Origin of the sequence: Paenalcaligenes sp. (genome assembly GCF_030152715.1) — a bacterium.
Taxonomy (GTDB): Bacteria; Pseudomonadota; Gammaproteobacteria; order Burkholderiales; family Burkholderiaceae_B; genus Paenalcaligenes; species Paenalcaligenes hermetiae.
The window spans coordinates 1-20,710 of the sequence record NZ_JASLIX010000073.1; the positions used below are offsets into that span (position 1 = coordinate 1).

General features: G+C 49.2%; 16 protein-coding genes. 10 read left to right on the plus strand and 6 right to left on the minus strand.

The window, feature by feature from the left end:
- A partial coding sequence (locus tag Q1V74_RS05995; protein WP_300647495.1) for a thioredoxin family protein occupies positions 1–907 on the plus strand: 907 nt, incomplete at its 5' end.
- A 65-nt stretch (positions 908–972) separates the two neighbouring features.
- Here the strand turns inward: Q1V74_RS05995 and hemB are convergent.
- Positions 973–1,989 (minus strand): porphobilinogen synthase, encoded by a 1,017-nt coding sequence (gene hemB, locus Q1V74_RS06000; protein WP_300647496.1) that lies wholly within the window; start codon positions 1,987–1,989, stop codon positions 973–975.
- The gene (yihA, locus tag Q1V74_RS06005; RefSeq protein ID WP_260650590.1) at positions 1,986–2,609 is read right to left on the minus strand and encodes a ribosome biogenesis GTP-binding protein YihA/YsxC; all 624 of its coding nucleotides are present in this window, start codon (positions 2,607–2,609) and stop codon (positions 1,986–1,988) included. The genes hemB and yihA overlap by 4 nt, the downstream gene beginning before the upstream one ends.
- 165 nt (positions 2,610–2,774) lie before the next feature.
- Between yihA and Q1V74_RS06010 the strand changes: the two genes are divergently transcribed.
- From Q1V74_RS06010 to ccsB, 3 genes are all read left to right on the plus strand, one after another.
- Positions 2,775–3,470: a c-type cytochrome gene (locus Q1V74_RS06010; RefSeq protein WP_260650591.1), complete on the plus strand. Its 696-nt coding sequence runs from the start codon at positions 2,775–2,777 to the stop codon at positions 3,468–3,470.
- A 222-nt stretch (positions 3,471–3,692) separates the two neighbouring features.
- Positions 3,693–5,690 (plus strand): cytochrome c biogenesis protein ResB, encoded by a 1,998-nt coding sequence (locus Q1V74_RS06015; RefSeq protein ID WP_300647507.1) that lies wholly within the window; start codon positions 3,693–3,695, stop codon positions 5,688–5,690.
- Entirely contained in the window at positions 5,683–7,044 is a 1,362-nt protein-coding gene (gene ccsB / locus Q1V74_RS06020) for a c-type cytochrome biogenesis protein CcsB (RefSeq protein WP_300647497.1), read from the plus strand. The genes Q1V74_RS06015 and ccsB overlap by 8 nt, the downstream gene beginning before the upstream one ends.
- A 78-nt stretch (positions 7,045–7,122) precedes the next feature.
- Here ccsB and lysA read toward each other — a convergent pair whose 3' ends face one another.
- From lysA to Q1V74_RS06035, 3 genes are read right to left on the minus strand one after another with little or no spacing between them, the layout of a single operon-like run.
- On the minus strand, positions 7,123–8,391 hold the full coding sequence (gene lysA, locus Q1V74_RS06025; RefSeq protein ID WP_300647498.1) for a diaminopimelate decarboxylase: 1,269 nt from the start codon (positions 8,389–8,391) through the stop codon (positions 7,123–7,125).
- Positions 8,392–8,410: 19 nt separating this feature from the next.
- Positions 8,411–8,536, minus strand: a complete 126-nt coding sequence (locus Q1V74_RS06030) for a lipoprotein (protein ID WP_300647499.1) — start codon at positions 8,534–8,536, stop codon at positions 8,411–8,413.
- 3 nt (positions 8,537–8,539) lie between these two features.
- Positions 8,540–10,993 (minus strand): PBP1A family penicillin-binding protein, encoded by a 2,454-nt coding sequence (locus Q1V74_RS06035; RefSeq protein ID WP_300647500.1) that lies wholly within the window; start codon positions 10,991–10,993, stop codon positions 8,540–8,542.
- A 135-nt stretch (positions 10,994–11,128) separates the two neighbouring features.
- Between Q1V74_RS06035 and Q1V74_RS06040 the strand changes: the two genes are divergently transcribed.
- From Q1V74_RS06040 to Q1V74_RS06050, 3 genes are read left to right on the plus strand one after another with little or no spacing between them, the layout of a single operon-like run.
- Positions 11,129–11,713: a shikimate kinase gene (locus tag Q1V74_RS06040; protein WP_300647501.1), complete on the plus strand. Its 585-nt coding sequence runs from the start codon at positions 11,129–11,131 to the stop codon at positions 11,711–11,713.
- Positions 11,710–12,780, plus strand: coding sequence for a 3-dehydroquinate synthase (aroB, locus tag Q1V74_RS06045; RefSeq protein WP_300647502.1), 1,071 nt, complete (start codon positions 11,710–11,712; stop codon positions 12,778–12,780). Before Q1V74_RS06040 ends, aroB begins: the two co-directional genes overlap by 4 nt.
- A gap of 5 nt (positions 12,781–12,785) precedes the next feature.
- The gene (locus tag Q1V74_RS06050) at positions 12,786–13,919 is read left to right on the plus strand and encodes a deoxyguanosinetriphosphate triphosphohydrolase (protein ID WP_300647503.1); all 1,134 of its coding nucleotides are present in this window, start codon (positions 12,786–12,788) and stop codon (positions 13,917–13,919) included.
- 38 nt (positions 13,920–13,957) lie between these two features.
- On the opposite strand, the gene uvrA is transcribed toward Q1V74_RS06050, so the two are convergent.
- Positions 13,958–16,786 carry an excinuclease ABC subunit UvrA gene (gene uvrA, locus Q1V74_RS06055; RefSeq protein ID WP_300647504.1) on the minus strand — a complete coding sequence of 943 codons (2,829 nt, stop codon included), beginning with the start codon at positions 16,784–16,786 and terminating at the stop codon, positions 13,958–13,960.
- 127 nt (positions 16,787–16,913) lie between these two features.
- Here uvrA and Q1V74_RS06060 point away from each other — a divergent pair, with 127 nt between their 5' ends.
- From Q1V74_RS06060 to Q1V74_RS06070, 3 genes are all read left to right on the plus strand, one after another.
- Positions 16,914–18,110 carry an MFS transporter gene (locus tag Q1V74_RS06060; protein WP_300647505.1) on the plus strand — a complete coding sequence of 399 codons (1,197 nt, stop codon included), beginning with the start codon at positions 16,914–16,916 and terminating at the stop codon, positions 18,108–18,110.
- 103 nt (positions 18,111–18,213) lie between these two features.
- Positions 18,214–18,726: a single-stranded DNA-binding protein gene (gene ssb, locus Q1V74_RS06065; protein WP_300647506.1), complete on the plus strand. Its 513-nt coding sequence runs from the start codon at positions 18,214–18,216 to the stop codon at positions 18,724–18,726.
- 554 nt (positions 18,727–19,280) lie between these two features.
- Positions 19,281–20,699: a DEAD/DEAH box helicase gene (locus Q1V74_RS06070; protein ID WP_366524649.1), complete on the plus strand. Its 1,419-nt coding sequence runs from the start codon at positions 19,281–19,283 to the stop codon at positions 20,697–20,699.
- Positions 20,700–20,710 lie beyond the last annotated feature (11 nt).

The window sequence follows — 20,710 nt, forward strand, 5'->3', positions numbered from 1 at the left end:
TAAAATTCCCGGTGGTAAATACGGCGGTGTGTTTTTAATGGGCATGCTTTCAGCATTGATTGTGGGGCCATGTGTGGCCGCACCGTTAGCTGGTGTGTTGTTATTTATCTCGCAAACGGGTGATGTGGTCTTAGGGGGCGCTACATTATTCGCGCTGGCCTGGGGCTCAGGTGCGCTACTGCTTGTAGTGGGGGCATCTTCTGGGGCGCTATTACCTAAAGCTGGTGGTTGGATGAATGGGATTAAATATGGCTTTGGGATCCTGTTGCTCGCCACGGCGTGGTGGATGGTTAACTCGGTCTTACCCACATGGGTGTTGATGCTGGGTTGGGCCGTCTTAGCGATTTGGTCCGCTACGCTATTAGGAGCATTCCGTCGTTTAGAAGCCGAGGCAGGCGTATTCCAACAACTATTAAAAGGGGTTGGTATTTTGGTGGCGGTATGGGCCATAGCACTTACCGTTGGGGTGGCGTCAGGGAGCCGAAGCATTACCCAGCCTTTAGCTGGATTAGGGATGGGTAGTAGTGCAGGAGCGGTAAATAGTGTGGCAGCGCCTCCATTTGAGCCGGTGACTTCTATTCAGGAATTAGAAGCCGCACTGGCGGCGGCAGACCGACCTGTTATGTTGGATTTTTATGCAGATTGGTGTGTGTCGTGCATCGAAATGGAGCAGTTCACCTTTACGGATCCAGAGGTTGCTCAAAAAATGGGGAACATGATTTTGTTACAAGCCGATGTGACCAAAAACACCCCAGAGGACCGTGAGCTGTTAAAGCGTTTTCACTTATTTGGGCCACCCGGCATCATTTTCTTTGATGCGCAGGGCAACGAGCTTCCCGACCCTCGGGTCGTTGGGTTTATGCCGGCGGATAAGTTTAGCGCTGAGCTAAATAAAGTCGTACGCTAAGTAACACGAGCTGCACATAAAAAACGCAAGCCTAATACGCTGGCGTTGTTATTAGGGCATCGGATTTATTGATTTGCCTGCATCCATTTAGCCGCTTCGATCGCAAAGTACGTCAAAATACCATCGGCACCGGCACGTTTAAAAGCGAGTAGCGATTCCATCATGACTTTATCGTGATCGAGCCAGCCATTTTGTGCAGCGGCTTTGAGCATGGCGTATTCTCCGCTGACTTGGTAGACAAAGGTTGGCATACCAAACGCGTCTTTGACCTCGCGCACAATGTCTAAATACGGCATACCTGGTTTGACCATCACCATGTCGGCGCCTTCGCGTATATCGGCGGCGACCTCGCGGATTGCTTCTAAGCGGTTAGCAGGATCCATTTGATAAGAGGCTTTGTCGGACTGACCCAGGTTGGCGGCAGAGCCTACGGCATCCCGGAAAGGCCCGTAAAACGCACTCGCGTATTTGGCCGAATAGGCCATGATACGTGCGTCAATAAAGTGGTTTTCATCCAAGATGTTACGGATCGCGGCAACACGGCCGTCCATCATGTCGCTAGGAGCAATAATATCCACACCTGCTTGGGCTTGGGTGAGTGCTTGTTTGCACAAAACAGCTACTGTGGGCTCGTTAAGCACGTAGCCGTTTTCATCAATAATACCGTCTTGACCGTGACTGGTATAAGGATCCAGCGCCACGTCAGTTAGCACGCCCAGCTCTGGAAATTCTTTTTTTAACAGTGCAACGGTACGAGGCACCAGACCATCTGGATTCGCAGCCTCTAGTCCTTGGGGGCATTTTTTTTCGGGTTCGATAGAAGGAAAAAGCGAAAGCACAGGGATACCAAGCTTTACGCATTCTTCGGCTACGGCTAAGAGCTGGTCAGGCGAATAGCGATAGACGCCTGGCATAGAATCGACCGCCTCGCGGACGTCTTTGCCCTCGCGAATAAAAACGGGATAAATAAAATCATCAACGCTAACGGCGGACTCGCGCACTAAACGGCGGGTGAAGTCATCACGACGGTTGCGGCGTGGGCGGCTTTGGGGGAAATGAACGTCAGGAATAAATTTTGTCATGGTACAAATTGGGGAGAAATCCAGTTTTCGATATGTTGCGTCGCGTCTTCGATACCAATGCGGTGCGTTGCAGAAAAGGGCAACGCATGTAAAGCACCAATGTCTTTAAGCTGCTTGCGTGCGGCAGCTACCGCTTGGATACGTTTACCATACGCAAATTTATCGGCTTTAGTTAATAATACTAATACCGGTCGTCCGGTGGGCGCAATCCAATGGGCCAGTTGTAAGTCTAAATCGGTCAGTCCGCGACGAATATCAATCACTAAGACAATGCCAGCTAGGGAATTGCGCGTCCGTAAATATCCGCCAAGCACTTGGTCCCACTGCTGTTTTTCTTGGCGATTAACCGCCGCATACCCATATCCGGGCAAATCGACTAAATAACCAAGCTGGGCATCGGCTTCTAGAGGGTCCGGAATGCCAAACATGTTAATCAGACGTGTTCGCCCCGGTGTTTTACTGGAAAAAGCAAGGCGGCGTTGGTTTGTTAAGACATTGATAGCAGAGGACTTACCCGCATTAGAGCGCCCCACAAAGCAAACCTCTGGAGGGCCTTCGGGGGGGAGCTGGGACAGTTGTGCCGCAGAGATGGTGAAGCGAGCGCGATGTAATATAGACATGATTGCAGCAAATTCCGTTTAATTTTGTAGCTCTATTGTATAATCACTAAGTTTAATACGGTAACGTCGTGTTCTTGGCAAAGATTCTTTCGCAGAATGCGGCGGGTTTGGCGGCATAAGCCCCTTTTTTGCTTATCCAGTTGAATCGCGATTGTCGAGGACTACATGAAGCGCGTGCTATCAAAATTTATTATCACAAGCAGCCTAATCGCGGGTTGTTCCGTGCTAAGCCTAGCTTATGCTGCCGACGCAGCAAAGCCGGACTTACAAAAAGGCGAACAGCTCTACCTAAATGGTAACGTCTCTAAAGGCGTTTTAGCCTGTGTCACCTGTCACGGAGAAGCTGGCAACAGCACCCTAGAGGCCAACCCAAACTTGGCAGCTCAGCCTTTTGAATACTTGGTTAAACAGCTTAATGATTTTCGCCCTAAAAAAGAGGGCGAGCCTGCAGCTCGTTTAGCCGCTGGTGGCGCTCCTGCCGTCATGGCAAGCATTGTGGCAAATATGACCACCGAAGAAATGCGTGATGTCGCGTTTTACCTTAGCCAGCAGCCTTTAGACCCCGAAAAGGCCGCCACAGCAACTAACTTAGATACATTAGAGCGCGGTCAGCAGATTTGGCGGGGTGGTTTACCAGAACGCGGTGTAGCGGCTTGTGCTGCCTGTCATGCACCGAATGGTGCTGGGATCCCCGGTCAATATCCACGCTTAAGCGGTCAGTTCCCTTCTTATATTGCAGAGCAATTACGTTTATTCCGTAGTGGTGACCGCAACAATCAAGTCATGATGCATGATATTTCCGATCGCATGAACGATGCCGATATCGATGCTGTGGCGGATTACGCAGCAGGCCTACGTTAATTCTGCTCTGACTAACGCTTTTTAAAGCTCACCTTGTACGTATAAAACACAAGGTGAGCTTTGCTGTGTTTATGTGTAGGTAATAGTGGGGAACTTATTGCTTACCGTGCGTTCTAATGGGATCAACCCTTCCTCTTACTTTTATCGTTATCTAATTCTGTGACTGTATCTACCACCCAGCGTCGAGCAACTGTTGAAGATGTCATGGAGCTGCTTGGCTCCATGCGGTTCGCTATTAGCCTTTTGGTTTTTATCTGTGTTGCCAGTCTTATCGGCACAGTACTCGCACAAAACCAGCCACTTAATGTTTATATCGATCAGTTTGGTCCTTTTTGGACGGCTTTATTCGATAAATTCACCATTTGGAATGTGTATAACAGCTGGTGGTTTTTAGTTATTATGGGTTTTTTGGTGGTGTCGACCACTTTATGTGTGATTCGACATACCCCTAAAATGCTCCGAGACTCTCGCACCTTTAGGGAATATGTACGGGGGACAAGTTTACGAGCATTCCCCCATCGGGTCGAGATCACATCCAGCCACACCCCTCAAGATAACCTAGCGCCGATCCAGCAGTGGCTTAAAGCCCATGGTTACGCTTACCGCGTTCGTGATGACGAAGACGGTAGTTACATGGTAGCGGCGAAAAAAGGGGGAGCAAATCGTCTGGGCTACATTTTTGGGCATGTGGCGATTGTGGTGATTTGTATAGGGGGGCTGCTAGATAGTGAACTACCGATTCGTATTCAAGCATGGTTGGGGGATAAAACCCCCATCACGGAAAATATGTTTATTTCCGAAGTCCCCCCCGCTGGACGGTTGAGTTTATCTAATCCTAGCTACCGCGCTAATATGCTTTTGCCCGAGGGCGCAAAAACCTCTCATGCTATTGTTAGTTACGGAGAAGGGGTTTTGATCCAGCCAGTGCCATTTATTGTGGAGCTAAAGCGTTTTATCATTGACTATTACTCTACTGGTATGCCAAGCAATTTTAAAAGCGAGGTAGAGGTCATTGACGAGGAAAATGGTAAGCGCTTTACTCAGGTGATCGAGGTGAACGAGCCTTTGCGTTATCGTGGGGTAACCATCTACCAATCTGGCTTTGATGATGGTGGTAGCAAACTGGTGCTAAGCGCTTATCCTTTACAAGGGGCTGAATACGAGCCCATCCGCCTAAAAGGGGTGGTTGGCGAAAGCGCGCCCGTGATTTATAACCAACAGGGCGATAGCGTAGAGGCAACCTTTACAGAGTTACGAGTCTTTAACGTTGAGGACCTTACCGATGGTGATCCACAACCTAAAGCTTTGATGGATCATGTGGCCTCCGTAGCGGGCAGTGGCGTTAAGCCCAAAGACGATCATCTAACCAATGTGGGGCCAAGCATCCACTATAGGCTTACGACCAAAGATGGCCAGGCGATGGAGTATGTGAACTACATGGCCCCCATGACCTTAGACGGGTTTCCGGTGTTTTTGCTTGGTATGCGCCGTAATCAAGCCGATTTTTTCCGTTATGTACGAATTCCTGCCGATGCAAAAAGCTCAATGACAGAGTTTATGCAGTTACGAGCAGCGGCAACCGACACGGCTAAATTGCAATTGGCAGCTAAACGTTTTGCCATGCGCAGCGGGCAAATGGAGGCCGGCTCTTTGATTGAGTTAGCGGCTTTTAAAACCATTGATACCTTTGTACGTAAAGGGTTTAATGGCATTATTGAACCAGTGCCAGAGGCGGAACGCGAGCGTATTTTGGGTTTAACGGTGCCCATGCTCCAGATGACGCTTTTGGAGCTGCGTAATCTGGTGCGCGAAGAGCACGGTTTAGCACCTATTGATTATAGTGGGGATAAAGGCGCCCACGAGGAACAATGGGTACAGCTCGCTTTACTGGCTTTTGCGAACTTGCCCGAATATCCGGCTCCCGTGGTGTTAACGCTAGATAGCTTTGACCAGGTGCAAGCCAGTGTTTTTCAGGTCTCACGTAGCCCTGGTATGTATATTGTGTATACCGGTAGCTTGTTCTTGGTGATCGGTGTGTTTGTGATGATTTATGTGCGTGATCGTCGTATTTGGGTGTGGGTGCGCCCACAGGATACGGGCAGCATTTTGACGGCAGCCATGACATCACAGCGCCGTAATTTAGACTTCCAACAAGAATTCCAACGCTTCCAAACGGCGTTTGAGCGTTTGTCTGCAGATCGAGGTAATCAACATGTCTAATTCCGCTGTTACATCTTCTCCCTCTATGTGGGGTGATGATCCGCGGTCTCCCAGCGGGGACGCGCGAGGGGTGCGCGGTCGTCCAACCATAAGTGATGCCATCTACTTTGTTGTATTGGCTTTGGCGGCAGTCTACTGTTTAAAAACCTATCCCGATAGCATGGATTACTACGAGCGCATTATTCTTGTCGCCACCGTGCCAATGCTGGTGTGGATGGGTTGGCTCTGGCGGCCACTGCGCACCATGACGATTGTGATCTCGTTGGTGGCGTTGTTTGCTATTTGGCTTTATAGCCCTGATGGAAACTTAGCCAATGGCGATATCAATCGCGCTGAGACCGTCTTTTTTCTGAAATACCTGATCTCTTCTCAATCCGCTATTTTGTGGATGTGTGCATTATTTGTATTAGCTACGGTAATGTACTGGATAGGGATGGCAAGCCCGACTGCGGCTTGGATTGGCTCTGGGCTGACATGGGCAGCAGTGTACGCAGGCTCGATCGGGTTATTGGTACGTTGGCGTGAAGGGCACTTATTAGGCCCTGATATTGGTCATATTCCTGTGAGCAATTTATACGAGGTTTTTGTCCTCTTTGCGCTCATGACCGCTTTGTTTTACTTATACTATGAACGCCGTTATGCCACCCGTGCTTTAGGCGGTTTTGTCTTGCTGGTGGTGTCCTCCGTCGTGGTGTTTTTGTTGTGGTATTCCTTTACGCGTGATGCCCATCAAATTCAGCCCTTAGTGCCAGCACTGAAAAGCTGGTGGATGAAAATCCACGTGCCAGCTAACTTTATTGGTTATGGTACGTTTGCGCTATCTGCGATGGTAGGTTTTGCCTATTTAATCAAAGAAAATGGTGAGACCACTTCCTGGGCGAAACTATCTCCCGTGTTTATTTTAGGGGTGTTGCTCTGTGCGGAGCCGTTAATTTTTAGCTCGGGTAAGTTTTCAGCCACATGGATGCTGTATTTTGGTATTAGTGCCATTATTGTTGGTTTAATTATGGCATTCCGCCGTCCTATTGCACAGCGTTTACCTGATTTAGAAATCCTCGATGACATTATGTATCGGGCGATTGCAGTGGGCTTTGCTTTCTTTACGATTGCCACGATTTTAGGTGCCTTATGGGCAGCTGATGCCTGGGGAACTTATTGGCAGTGGGACCCTAAAGAAACATGGGCCTTAATCGTTTGGTTAAACTACGCCGCTTGGTTGCATATGCGCTTCATGAAGGGCCTACGAGGTACATTTAGCGCCTATTGGGCATTGGTAGGCTTGCTCGTGACGAGTTTTGCCTTCCTCGGTGTAAATATGTTCTTATCGGGTTTGCATTCTTACGGTGAGCTGTAAGACTTTTATAAAATTACCCCACCTTGTACAGGGTGGGGTAAGTGATTTTTGCCAAATAATAGTTAAAAACTAATATGGCTAGTCAATAAGACGTTCGCTATCAAATAAACTTTCTAGACTTTCTCGGGGGCGAACGAGGTGCACGGATTGGTCATCTACGATGACCTCTGCAGCACGAGGGCGTGTGTTGTATTGACTGGACATCGTAAAAGCATACGCCCCAGCAGACATGATGGCGAGCAAATCGCCTTGGGCTAGGTGTAAAGCGCGATCTTTGGCCAGCCAGTCGCCGCTTTCACAGATTGGCCCCACAATATCATAAGCCGGGGCAGGCGCAGAGCCAGTGCGTGGGCGAACAGGCTCTACGTCGTGCCAGGCGTCGTAGAGAGTAGGGCGAATTAAGTCATTCATTGCTGCATCAACGATTGCAAAATGCTTGTCTTGATTGGTTTTTACGTATTCAACCCGTGTTAGCAATACGCCGGCATTACCCACCATGGAGCGCCCGGGCTCCAGCACGAGCTGTAAATGCCCTAGATCCGCAGCGTCCAGCGCTTTGAATACCGCACTTAATAGTTCAGTAGGTGTGGCAGGGGTTTCGTCGGTATAGCGGATCCCTAAGCCGCCACCAATATCTAAATGGCTAAGAGTAATGCCCTGGGATTGGAGCTGCTTAATGAGGGCAATAAGCTTATCGAGGGCGTCTAAATAGGGGCTGATCTCAGTGATTTGTGAGCCAATATGGCAATCCACCCCGACGATCTCCAAGTGGGGCATAGCCTGAGCGCGTGCATAAATAGCAGGGGCTTCGTTGATATCCACCCCAAACTTATTGTCTTTAAGGCCAGTAGAAATGTAGGGGTGGGTTTTTGCGTCTACGTCGGGATTGACTCGTAGAGAAATAGGTGCTTTTACCCCTTTTTCACCAGCGATTTGGTTAATACGCTCTAATTCGGCTTCAGATTCGACATTAAAGCATTTAATACCCGCGTCCAGAGCGGCTTCGATTTCCCAGCGTTGTTTGCCAACGCCCGAGAAGACAACTTTAGCGGGGTCACCTTTGGCGGCGATGACGCGCGCGAGTTCCCCGCCTGAAACAATATCAAAACCTGTGCCTAAGCGAGAAAATTCATTTAAGATAGCCAGATTTGAGTTCGCTTTCATACCGTAGCACACCAGCACATCGCGCCCTTGTGCGGCGACATGATAGCTATGCCATGCATCATGCAGGGCCTGGCGTGAATACACGTATAAAGGTGTACCGAAATCATGCGCTAATTGCTCTAAAGAGACATTTTCAGCATGCAAGGTGTCATCTTTAAGTTGAAAGTGCTTTGCTACGGTCATAATTAAGTCAAAATAAAAATTAAGCACGCGCGGCTGCTTGAGCAAACTCAGGCAAAGTCAAAGGACCTTTGTATCCGCATCCAGTCATAGCCACTATCATAGCGATAAATAGCAAAGTACGCAGGGGTTTCAGTACGGTTTTCATGGATTAAAAAGGAATCAATCCTGGTGTGGTAAGGGGGTCAAGAGCATCACCGGGGCGCTCAAGCTGCTCTAAAAGTCGGCCAATACCGTCTTCGCTGTCTTCTGCCCCCTCTTCGATATAAAGACTATCGTCTAAAACCGAGGGCAGGCCCACACGCAAGATGGCTTTGCCAGGAGGGAACTCGTCAAAGTAGAAATTACCATCGATTTGCTTTAGGCCCGAGGGGACAGGTCCAAGCGGCTTTTGGGGAACGTCTTTGAGTGCGGTTTTCATGTAGTCAATCCAAACCGGCATGGCTAAGCCACCACCGGTTTCACTGGCTCCTAAAGAGCGGGGCTGATCAAAGCCTAGCCAAGCAATGCCAACGATATCTGGTGTATAGCCGGCAAACCAGGCATCATGGGAGTTATTTGTTGTGCCTGTTTTGCCACCAATGTCATTGCGTTTAAGGGTAGCTGAAGCACGAGAGCCTGTGCCAGAAGTGGCTACGCCGCGTAGCATATGGTTCATGACATAGGCGGTTCTTGGGTCGATAGCGCGAGCATTACTGTCGCCGGCGACTACGGGTTTAGCTCTCATGATGACCTTGCCGCTACCGTCTGTAATATGATCAATCAGATACGGTTGGACGCGGTAGCCATTATTAGCAAATACGCTGTAGGCAGTAGCGAGTTGTAGAGGGGTTACACTGCCTGCACCCAAAGCAAGGGGTAACACAGCGGGTTGACGGGCGCGATCAAAACCAAAACGCACAATATAGTCTTGGACGTATTTAGGCCCAACGGCTTGCATGATACGGATAGACACCATATTTTTGGACTTGTAGAGCCCATTGCGCATGGTGAGCATGTTTTCATAGCGACCACCATAGTTTTTTGGATTCCATGGTTTTGAGCCGGTTTGGGCAGACGTTAGGCTAAAAGGTTGGTCCGAAATTAAGGTTTCGGGGGTGAGCCCTTTTTCTAGTGAGGCTGCATAAATAAAAGGTTTAAAGGCGGAACCGGGTTGGCGCCATGCTTGGGTGACACGGTTAAATTTACCATCAGAAAAATGGAATCCACCGACCATGGCTTGAATCGCACCGTCTTGGGGGCGCATCGAGACAAAGGCGGCTTGAACGGCCGGCATATTGATGACTTCCCAGTAGTCGCCGTTATTGAATAAATACACCACGGCACCACGATCAATGCGCTCTTTGTCATTGGCGTTTTTGGTTAAGCCCCGCGCCACAATGCTTAGAGCCCGTTTATTGTCAACGGTAATAATATTGTCAGCGGTGCGGGCGACGGTGATTTGTGTTGGGCTGGCCGATAGCACTACCCCTACTAATAAATCACCTGCATCAGGGTGTTCGCGTTGGACTTTTGCCAAAATGTCACTAAAGGCTTCGGTGTCTTGTTCGATATTAGCGGGTAAGTTGACGCGGGCCTCAGGGCCGGGGTAGCGAGCACGGCGAGTGTATTGCAGCACGGCATCGCGTACGCTTCGGTAAGCAGCTTCTTGTTGTTTCGAGTCAATGGTAGTGTAAACATTGAAGCCTCGTGAATAAATACCATCTTTATACACACCATATAGTAACTGGCGTGCTAGCTCAGCTGCATATTCCCCATGAATGGCATAACCACCAGCGGGCATGCCTTCGGCGGTGCGGATCTCAATAGCTTGATCTAGGGCGGCTTGATGCTCATCTTGTGTAATGTAGCCTAAGTTCAACATGCGGCGTAGGACAACCACCTGTTGGCGTTTCGCCTCGTTATAGTTGGCAATGGGGTTGTAGCGCGAGGGGGCACGCGGAATACCGGCGAGCATAGCGGCTTCAGCTAACGTGATTTCAGTTAAGGGTTTTCCAAAATAAGCTCGCGATGCTGCCGCAAAGCCATAGGAGCGGTGTCCTAAAAAAATCTGATTCATGTAGAGCTCTAAAATTTGGTCTTTGCTCAACATGGATTCAATTTTAAAGGTCAGTAATAGCTCATAAAACTTACGTGTATAGGTTTTTTCTGAGGAAAGGTAAAAGTTACGAGCGACCTGCATGGTGATCGTACTGGCTCCTTGTGATTTAGCGCCTGATGCTAAGTTTGCCAGTACCGCACGACCGATACCTTTCAGGTCTACCCCACTATGTTGATAAAAGCGATCGTCCTCTGCTGCTAGGATGGCGGATTTCATCACGTCCGGGATTTCGTCCAAGCGCATGACATTGCGCCGCTCCTCGCCAAACTCGCCGATGAGGACTTTGTCCGCCGTATAAATACGCAATGGTACACGTGGTTTATAGTCGGTCATTGCGCTAAGATCAGGAAGGTTTGGCCATGCTAAAGCCAACGCCAAAGCCACAACTAATGCTCCACATGCCGCAAGACCTGTGAAGAAAATGGCAGTCTTAAGAATAAGACGGATCAGCCACGAACCGGAGGCGGGCGCAGTAGTATGAGTAGATGAATCAGTAGAGCTCATTGTGGGCAAATAGTGGTTATCTTTTAGAGATAAATAGGTGGGTTTTTATAAGTAAATAAATACTCGATAAAGCTGAAATCAATAGGCAGCTAATGCGATAATACACAAATGACAGATTTTTTATCCGCAGACCTCATGCAAAATGAAATTTTAACACCTCTTAGTCCGGCTGATTTACAGCGATTGTTACAACCAGGTCATCAGTCTATTTTTTTAATAGGCATGATGGGGGCTGGAAAAACCACGTTAGGGCGCCAGTTAGCTCGTCATCTGAAACGTGAGTTTTATGATTTAGATCACGAGCTAGAAGCGCGCTGCGGAGTGCCTGTTGCTACGATCTTCGACATTGAAGGCGAAGCCGGTTTTAGACGACGTGAAACCCTGGAGCTGGACATTTGTTCGCGTCGTCCTGAAATAATCTTAGCCACAGGGGGTGGCGCCATTTTGGCCGAGGCCAATCGACACATGCTCAAAGAGCGGGGTACGGTTGTTTATTTACGCGCTAATATTAATGAATTATATCGGCGACTAGAGCGGGATAAAACCCGCCCTTTATTACAAACTGCAAACCCGCAAGAGCGTATTGCGTCTTTGTTAGCAGAGCGTGAGCCGATTTATGAACAATTAGCAGACGTGGTGTTTGAAACGGGGTCTGCACCGGTGCATTTAGCGGCCAAACAATTACTAGATGTCTTAAAAGAGCAAGAGGTCATTTCATGAGTGTAGTACAAGTCAACACACCAGGTGGCAACTATCCCATACATGTTGCATCCGGGCGTTTAACTCAGCTGGCACAATCTATCCCCGCTGACGCTACCACTATTGCGCTGATTTCTAATCCTACCGTTTTTGCGCTGTATGGTGAAACTGTATTAAATGCACTACAGTCCACAGAAAAAAAAGTCGTGCAAGTGCTTATCCCTGATGGGGAGCAGTATAAAAATAGCCAAACATTGGATCAGATTTTTGATGCTTTGTTACAAAACCGATTGGATAGAAAAGCGGTTATTGTCGCGTTAGGTGGGGGCGTAGTTGGGGACATTAGTGGTTTTGCGGCGGCTTGTTTTATGCGAGGCATTCGTTTTGTGCAGGTGCCGACTACATTGTTGTCCCAAGTGGATTCATCAGTAGGGGGGAAAACCGCGATTAACCACCCCTTAGGTAAAAATATGATCGGGGCGTTTTACCAGCCAATCGCTGTAGAAATCGATATTGACGTATTAGGGACGCTTGGACAAAGAGAAATCGCAGCTGGGCTGGCCGAGGTCATCAAATACGGCATGATCACGGATGCTGATTTTTTACATTGGTGTGTGGAAAATGCCGCGGCGCTTACCGCCTTGCAGCCTGATGTGGTGCAGTATGCTGTACAGCGCTCATGCGAGCTTAAGGCCTATGTGGTGTCACAAGATGAGCGCGAGTCAGGCTTACGCGCCATATTAAACTTTGGTCATACATTTGGTCATGCCATTGAAGCGGGGCTGGGTTATGGTGAATGGTTGCATGGCGAGGCCGTGGGCTGCGGCATGATAATGGCTGCTGCCTTATCCGCCGAGATCTGTGGCTTGGCGCCAGAGCATGTGCAGTTAATCAAAGCGCTCGTTGCTGCTATCGGTTGTCCTACCCAGCCCCCACAGTGGGATGCAGATAAATGGATTGATCTGATGGGGTTAGATAAAAAAGCCGAGGGCGGTCAGCTGCGCTTTGTTTTATTACCTGAGCTAGGCAAAAGTGTGGTGCAAGCAGTAGATGTGACTACGGTGAAAAAAGTCTTAGCTCAATTTTAGGAGTCATGATGTTAGCCGCGTATGCATGTAACCCAGAGCAGTCCCAAGGTCGTCTTTATCCTGAACCCCCACCCAGTGGGCGTAACGCTTTTCAGCGTGATAAAGACCGAATCATTCATTGCAATGCGTTTAGGCGCTTGGAATACAAAACCCAGGTGTTTGTGAACCACGAGGGGGATTTATTTCGGACGCGGCTAACACACAGCATCGAGGTGGCACAAATAGCCCGCGCCATTGCGCGCCGCTTAGGTCTACACGAGGACTTGATCGAAGCCATCGCCCTAGCGCATGATTTAGGGCATACGCCTTTTGGGCATGCCGGACAAGAGGAGCTAAATCTGTGCATGCGTGAGCTAGCACCCGAAGCCGGTGGTTTTGAGCATAATTTACAAAGCCTGCGTATTGTGGATCATATCGAAGAGCGTTATGCGCAATTTAATGGTCTAAACCTATGCTTTGAGACGCGCGAGGGGATTTTAAAACACTGTAACCGGCGTCATGCTGAGCGCCTTGGTGCGGTGGGTTTGCGCTTTTTAAATGGCACGCAGCCTTCTTTAGAGGCTCAGGTAGCCAATCTGGCCGATGAGATTGCGTATAACAACCATGACATTGATGATGGGCTACGCTCGGGGCTCATTACCCTAGAGCAGCTCTTAGAGGTGCGGGTTTTTGCTGAGCATCACGAGCAAGTGCTGCAACAGCACCCGTCGCTGCAGGCTCCCGCTATGCGTAAGCGCCTGATTGCTGAGATTATTCGGCGTATGATTCATACCTTTGTGGTGGACTTATCAGAAACTACCTTGGCCAATCTAGCGCAACATCAGCCCCAGTCAGTGGACGAGGTGCGACAATGCCCGCGTTTAGCCGCATTTAGCCCCGATATGCGAGCTCAAGCTGATGAGCTTAAGCGCTTTTTGCGCCAAAACTTGTATTATCACGATCGGGTTTTACGCATGACCCACAAGGCACGGCGTATTGTGCGAGATTTGTTTGAGGCCTTTATTGCTGAACCAGGGCTTTTGGCAGCTGAGCATCGACGCGAGGATTTTAACGAGCAAGCACGAGCCATAGCGGATTATGTGGCGGGCATGACAGACCGCTTTGCTATTAAAGAACATCGTGACTTGTTTGTGATGTAAAGCGTTAATAGGTGTACGGGTAGCTTATGCTTGCGTGTTTAGTTACCTGTTAGCAGGGGCTGTAAGTAACGGCCGGTGTAGCTTTGGTCGCAGCGGGCAACCGTCTCAGGGGTGCCCTCTACAACGATTTGTCCGCCCCCATCGCCCCCCTCTGGACCAATATCAATAATCCAGTCAGCGGTTTTGATGACATCTAGGTTGTGTTCGATCACGACCACTGTATTGCCGGCATCGACCAGTTGATTGAGCACATCGAGTAAAAGCGCAATATCTTGAAAATGTAGCCCTGTGGTGGGCTCATCTAAAATATATAGTGTATTGCCGGTACTACGTTTAGAGAGTTCTAAAGCGAGCTTAACCCGCTGTGCTTCCCCCCCAGACAGGGTGGTAGCGCTTTGACCCAGCCGTAGATAAGACAAACCGACATCCATCAAGGTTTGGAGCTTGCGCGCAATCGTGGGGACCGCCTCAAAGTAGGTCATGGCCTGGGCTACGGTTAGATCCAATACCTCGCTGATATTTTTGCCACGATAATGAATTTCTAGGGTTTCACGGTTATAGCGCGCACCATGACACACATCACAAGGCACGTAGACATCAGGTAAAAAGTGCATTTCAACTTTTACCACGCCGTCACCCTGGCACGCTTCGCAACGCCCCCCTTTCACATTAAAAGAAAAGCGACCGGCATCATAGCCGCGTACACGAGCTTCGGGCACACCAGCAAAGAGCTCTCTAATAGGCGTAAACAGGCCCGTGTAGGTTGCGGGATTGCTTCGTGGTGTACGGCCAATGGGACTTTGATCTACGGTGATGATTTTATCTACATGCTCAAGACCGGTTAGGCGCTCATAGGGAGCGGGCTCGCTTTGGGCGCGGTGTAAGGCTTTAGCCACGGCTTTGGCGAGCGTGTGATTGATTAAGGTAGATTTGCCGGATCCGGAAACCCCCGTAATGCAGATAAAGCGCTGCAAGGGTAAGTGTAAATCCACCTGTTTTAAGTTGTTGCCGTGTGCTCCCCATAGGCTTAAGCGCGGGAGATCAGGGGTGACGGGGCGCCTATGAGTGGCTTGGATTTTTTTAGCGCCACTTAGGTACTGACCAGTCATCGAGTTTGGGTCGTTCATTATTTCAGCCGGCGTGCCCTGAGCAATAATTTCCCCGCCAAGCTCTCCGGCACCTGGCCCCATATCGACCAAATAATCGGCTTGACGCATCATGTCCTCATCGTGCTCAACCACAATGACGCTATTGCCTAAGTCTCGCAACTGTTGCAGCGTGAGAATCAGTTTGTCATTGTCACGCTGGTGTAAGCCAATGGAAGGCTCATCCAGCACATACATTACACCGGTTAAGCCAGAGCCAATTTGACTGGCGAGGCGGATACGCTGCGCTTCCCCCCCCGAAATAGTGTTGGCTCGACGGTCTAAAGATAGGTAGCTTAGACCCACATTATTTAAAAAGCGTAAACGTGCTTGGATTTCTTCAATGATGCGTGCCGCGATATCTTGTTTAGCACCGCTTAACTGCAGGTTGGCAAACCACTCCAAACAGTCTTGTAAGGACAAGTGTTCTACTGCATAAATGGGTTGCGGGTCATTGTCGCCTAAGTAAACATGGCGAGCAGCGGTATTAAGCCGTGCTCCATGACAAGCTGGGCAGGTTTGAAGACGCCGTAGTTTGTTGAGCTCTTCACGTACCGCACTGGAGTCGGTCTCCTGCCAACGTCGCATTAGATTGGGGATGACCCCTTCAAAGGGGTGGTGTTTAATCGTGGTGGTGCCTTTTTCTGTCAAGTAGATAAACGGGATGGCTTCCTCGCCCGAACCATATAAGATACAGTGCTGTACGTTAGGGTCTAATTGATCAAAAGGCTCATCAATGTCAAAACCATAATAATCCGCGAGGCTTTTGAGTAGATTAAAGGTGAATGCATTGCGACGATCCCAACCAGCAATCGCGCCACCTGCTAGGCTGAGATCCGGCACAGCGACCACCCGCTTTGGATCAAACACCTCGGTTTCTCCTAAGCCCGCGCATTCTGGACAGGCTCCAGCCGGATTATTAAAGCTAAATAAACGGGGCTCGAGCTCATCAAGATGATAGTCGCATTCGGGGCAGGAAAAATGCAGGTTAAAACGCTGGATGGCTTCGGTATCCATATTGAGCACATCGGCTTTGCCTGCACTGAGCTGTGTGGCCGTTTCTAAGCTTTCGGCTAGGCGCTGAGCGCTATCGGCGCGAACGCGCAAGCGATCGATAACCACCTCGATCTGTGGCGTGGTGTCTGTAGTGGCTAAGGGCTCATCAAGACTTTGCATGACCCCGTTGTAACGTACCCGCACAAAGCCTTGAGATTGCAGGCTGCGCCCGAGCTCTATTAGGTCTTGGTTTTGCTCTAAGGCAATAGGGGCTAAAATGGCGACGCGCGTTTCTTGTGGCCAAGCCAATAGTGCATCTACCATCTGGCTAATCGTATGTGATTGCAAAGGCAGCTGATGGATAGGACAATAGGGCGTACCGACACGGGCATACAATAAGCGTAAGTAATCATGGATTTCGGTGGTGGTCCCCACGGTGGATCGCGGGTTATGTCCTGCTGCCTTTTGTTCAATAGCGATAGCAGGAGACAGGCCTTCGATTAAGTCCACATCAGGCTTATCCATGATTTGTAAAAATTGGCGTGCATAGGCAGATAGGCTTTCCACATAGCGTCGTTGACCTTCCGCATATAAGGTATCAAAAGCTAAGGAAGATTTACCTGAGCCAGATAAACCGGTAATAACAACCAGTTTCTGACGGGGTAAGTCTACTGAAAGGTTTTTCAGATTATGCGTGCGTGCACCGCGAATACGTATTAATTCCATTCGATTTTTTACGTGCTAGGGTCAAAAGGCTAACGTACTACTATAGCGCGCTATGTGTCTTCCTGTCCTAAAACCCGTAGGCTATTGGCTAAAGTATTAAATTATTCAATGAGGCATGAGCCAGTTCATGAGCAGGCAAACCATTTCATCTAAACGTGAGCGAATATCACTTAACCCCCAAGAGCGTAAAGCCAGTGTATTGTTGGCTTTGTTGTTTTCTACACGCATGTTGGGCTTGTTTTTATTGACCCCTATTTTTGCTGTGGCCGCCCAATCGATACCTGGTGGAAATAATGCAACAAAAGTCGGTATTGCGTTGGGTGCGTATGGGCTTACCCAAGCAATTATGCAGATTCCTTTAGGGATGGCTTCGGATAAGTGGGGGCGCCGCCCTGTGATTATGGGCGGAATGTTGCTTTTTGTTTTAGGTGGGGTAGTGAGTGCCCTAGCACAAAGTGTAGATGGCATTATTGTGGGTCGCGTTTTACAGGGTTTAGGTGCGATTTCTGCAGCGATTACCGCTTGGGTAGCTGATGCGACCCGTCCCGAGGTGCGTACCCGTGCTATGGCGATGGTAGGTTCGGCAATAGGCTTGTCTTTTGCCGTGTCTTTGGTTTTATCGCCCGTATTAGTGGGGCAGTTTGGCTTATCGGGGCTTTTCTGGGCTATTAGCTTATTAGGCTTTGTTTGCTTATTGCTTGCCACTTTTGCTATTCCCGAATACCCGCAGGCGGAACCGATCATACGTGCCAAAGCGTCGGATGTATTAAAGCAGGGGGACTTACTACGGCTAAATTTTGGTGTATTTGCCTTGCATTTTATTTTGATGATGTTGTTTGTGGTGATCCCAGGGGTGTTGGCACAACTAGGACAGTTTGATTCTGGCTCTCTGTGGAAGGTATATTTGCCGGTAATCGTGCTGTCGTTTGCTTTGATGATACCGATGGTAATTTACACGGAAGTACGTAAAGCGCACCGTCGCGTTTTGCAATGGTTAGTCTTAGCATTAGCCGCGATCATGGCGTTGATGCCATGGGCCAGTTTTAGCTTGTGGGCGATGGTGGTGGCTTTATTTGTTTTCTTTGTGATTTTTAATACCTTAGAGGCATTACAACCCTCTATGGTGTCCCGCGTTGCCCCTGCCGAATATAAAGGTTTAGCCATGGGTTTTTACAATACAACGCAGTCGCTGGGCGTGTTTGGTGGTGGTTTAACGGGGGGTGTTATCGCCGCCACGGTTGGTGTACATTGGGCGTTATGGATCGGTGCGGCACTAGCTCTATTATGGTGGCTAACAACCCGGCAGTTTAAAACGGTTTTATAAACCATTAGGCGAAAAGATCACATTGGTTGGGTTAAGCCACTGGGGCAGAGAAATAAAATCCCGCATAATAGATCATCGAATTTACTTGAGATAGGAATACAACATGGCATCAGTCAATAAAGTCATTTTAGTTGGCAACCTTGGGCGTGATCCCGAGGTGCGCTACACAGCGAGCGGGGCGGCAATGTGCAATCTGTCCATCGCGACCACATATGCCACGCGTGATAGCCAAACTGGCGAGCGCCGCGAAGAAACCGAATGGCACCGCGTGGTGATGTTTAACCGTTTAGCGGAAATCGCTGGGGAATACTTGCGTAAAGGCCGCCCGGTTTATATCGAAGGCCGCCTTCGTACCCGTAAATGGCAGGGGCAAGATGGCCAAGACCGTTACACCACTGAAATCATTGCTGATCAAATGCAAATGCTAGGCGGGCGCGGGGATAGTGGTGGAGACTTTGGTGGTGATGACTATAATCAAGCCCCACAGCCTCAGCGCCAAGCCGCACCACAGCAAGCTGCTGCGCAGCCCGCACCTCGACAAGCTCCGCCTCAGCAAAATTATCAAGCGTCCCCAATGGATAACTTATCGGATATGGATGACGATATTCCGTTTTGACCATTTCCTAGACCGATAAGCGACTAGCGTGGTATTTAAGCCCTTTTCCTATAAAGGAATAAGGGCTTTTTTGTAACCTTTCTATTACGTCACGCAACTGGCTGTGACTGTTGTGGATGCGTTTTTGAAAAGAAGATGGGTTTGCTTACATTTATGCGCGGCACTTAGAGGGTAAAGCAGTATGCTGAAAGTGTGCCATGTTGCATAAGCCGAATACTTAAAAAGGAGGCAGTATGAAATCCATTCTCTTATGGTTGTTGGGTGTGCCTATTCCTATTATTTTATTGATTTGGTTGATTTGGGGATAACCCTTGCTAAAAGTAAAAAATTATGCGTTAATGGGTGGCTTAGCTTAATTTTGTAAGCTAAGCCACTTCTTCATTTTTTGCAGCGTTTTGCTGCCATGTCATCGCGTTTTCTGACCCCCCGCCTGTTTTAGCATATATATGCCTTTGCTTATTAGGTTGATTGGTCGGCCCGATGCTTTCCAATTAATCTTTGCACCTGTTTTTTGATAGGTGTAATTGTTGTTGTGCTTACAACAAAGGTCATATATGTCTTTTGAAACCCTAGGTTTATCGACTCATTTGGTTTCCGCCCTAAAAAAAGCGGGTTTTGAATCCCCAACATCGGTGCAGTCGGCCTCCATCCCTAAAGCGCTTGAGGGCCATGATTTAATGGTATCGGCACAAACAGGCAGTGGTAAAACCGCGGCTTTTATGCTGCCTGCCTTACATCGTATTGTTTCCAATCCCCAGCGGCCTCGGGGCGTGTCCGTATTGGTATTAGCACCAACGCGAGAGCTGGCGATGCAGGTAGGGGACGCAGCAAAAACCTACGCTTCTCAGTGTCGAGATTTGCGGGTGGCGGTGGTTGTGGGCGGCATGCCTTATGGCGCTCAATTAAAAGCCTTGTCGCGCCGTGTGGATGTGCTGGTAGCAACTCCAGGGCGCTTGATGGATCATTTGCAGTCTAAGCGCGTTAAATTAAATACAGTACAAACGCTGGTGCTGGATGAAGCGGACCGTATGTTAGATATGGGCTTTATCGAAGACATTGAGCGTATCGTAGCGCGTACCCCTTCCGAGCGCCAAACCCTTTTATTTTCTGCAACCTTAGATGGCTCAGTGGCAAAATTGGCTAGCGCTATGATGCGCGACCCGTTGTCGATAGAGGTCTCGGGTCACAAAGAAAAACACCAGAATATTACCCAGGCTTTGCTCTACGCTGATAATCAGCACCATAAAGAGCAGCTGTTAGATCATTTACTACGCGATAGCAACTTAGATCAAGCGATTATTTTTACTGCTACCAAGCGTGGTGCGGATGAATTGGCCGATCGTTTATGTGACGAAGGGTTTGCGGCAGGTGCCTTACATGGGGATATGAATCAGCGTCAGCGCACGCGCACCCTGAACTTATTACAGCGCCGTCGTTTACGTGTGTTAGTTGCTACGGATGTTGCCGCGCGTGGTATTGATGTGCAGGGGATTAGCCATGCCATCAATTACGACTTGCCTATGCAGGCCGAGGACTACACCCATCGTATTGGTCGTACAGGGCGGGCAGGCAAAGATGGTTTAGCTTTTACTTTAGCGAATGTGTCTGAGCGTCATAAAGTGCGTCGTATTGAGCATTTTATTGGGCAGCCGATTCCGGTAGAAACCATTCCTGGTTTAGAGCCTACTAAAGCAGTACGTCCTACTTATAAAGCCCGTAAAGGTGGGGGCGGTGGGCGTGGACGTCGTCCGGCTTTTGCCGCTGGGGCGCGAGCCACAGAGGGGCGTCGTGATACCCGTCCTGCGCGTCCATTGGGGCCAGACACACGTCCGGCAGCTCCAGCCCGTGGGGAAAAGGCTGGTGCTTTAGATAAGTCACGTCGTCCACGTGGGGCGAAACCACAAGGGCGTGCTGAAGGATTTGCACAGAAAAAAGGGCGCGGCCGTTTTGAGGCGCGTGCCGGGCAGCGTTAAACGTATATGCT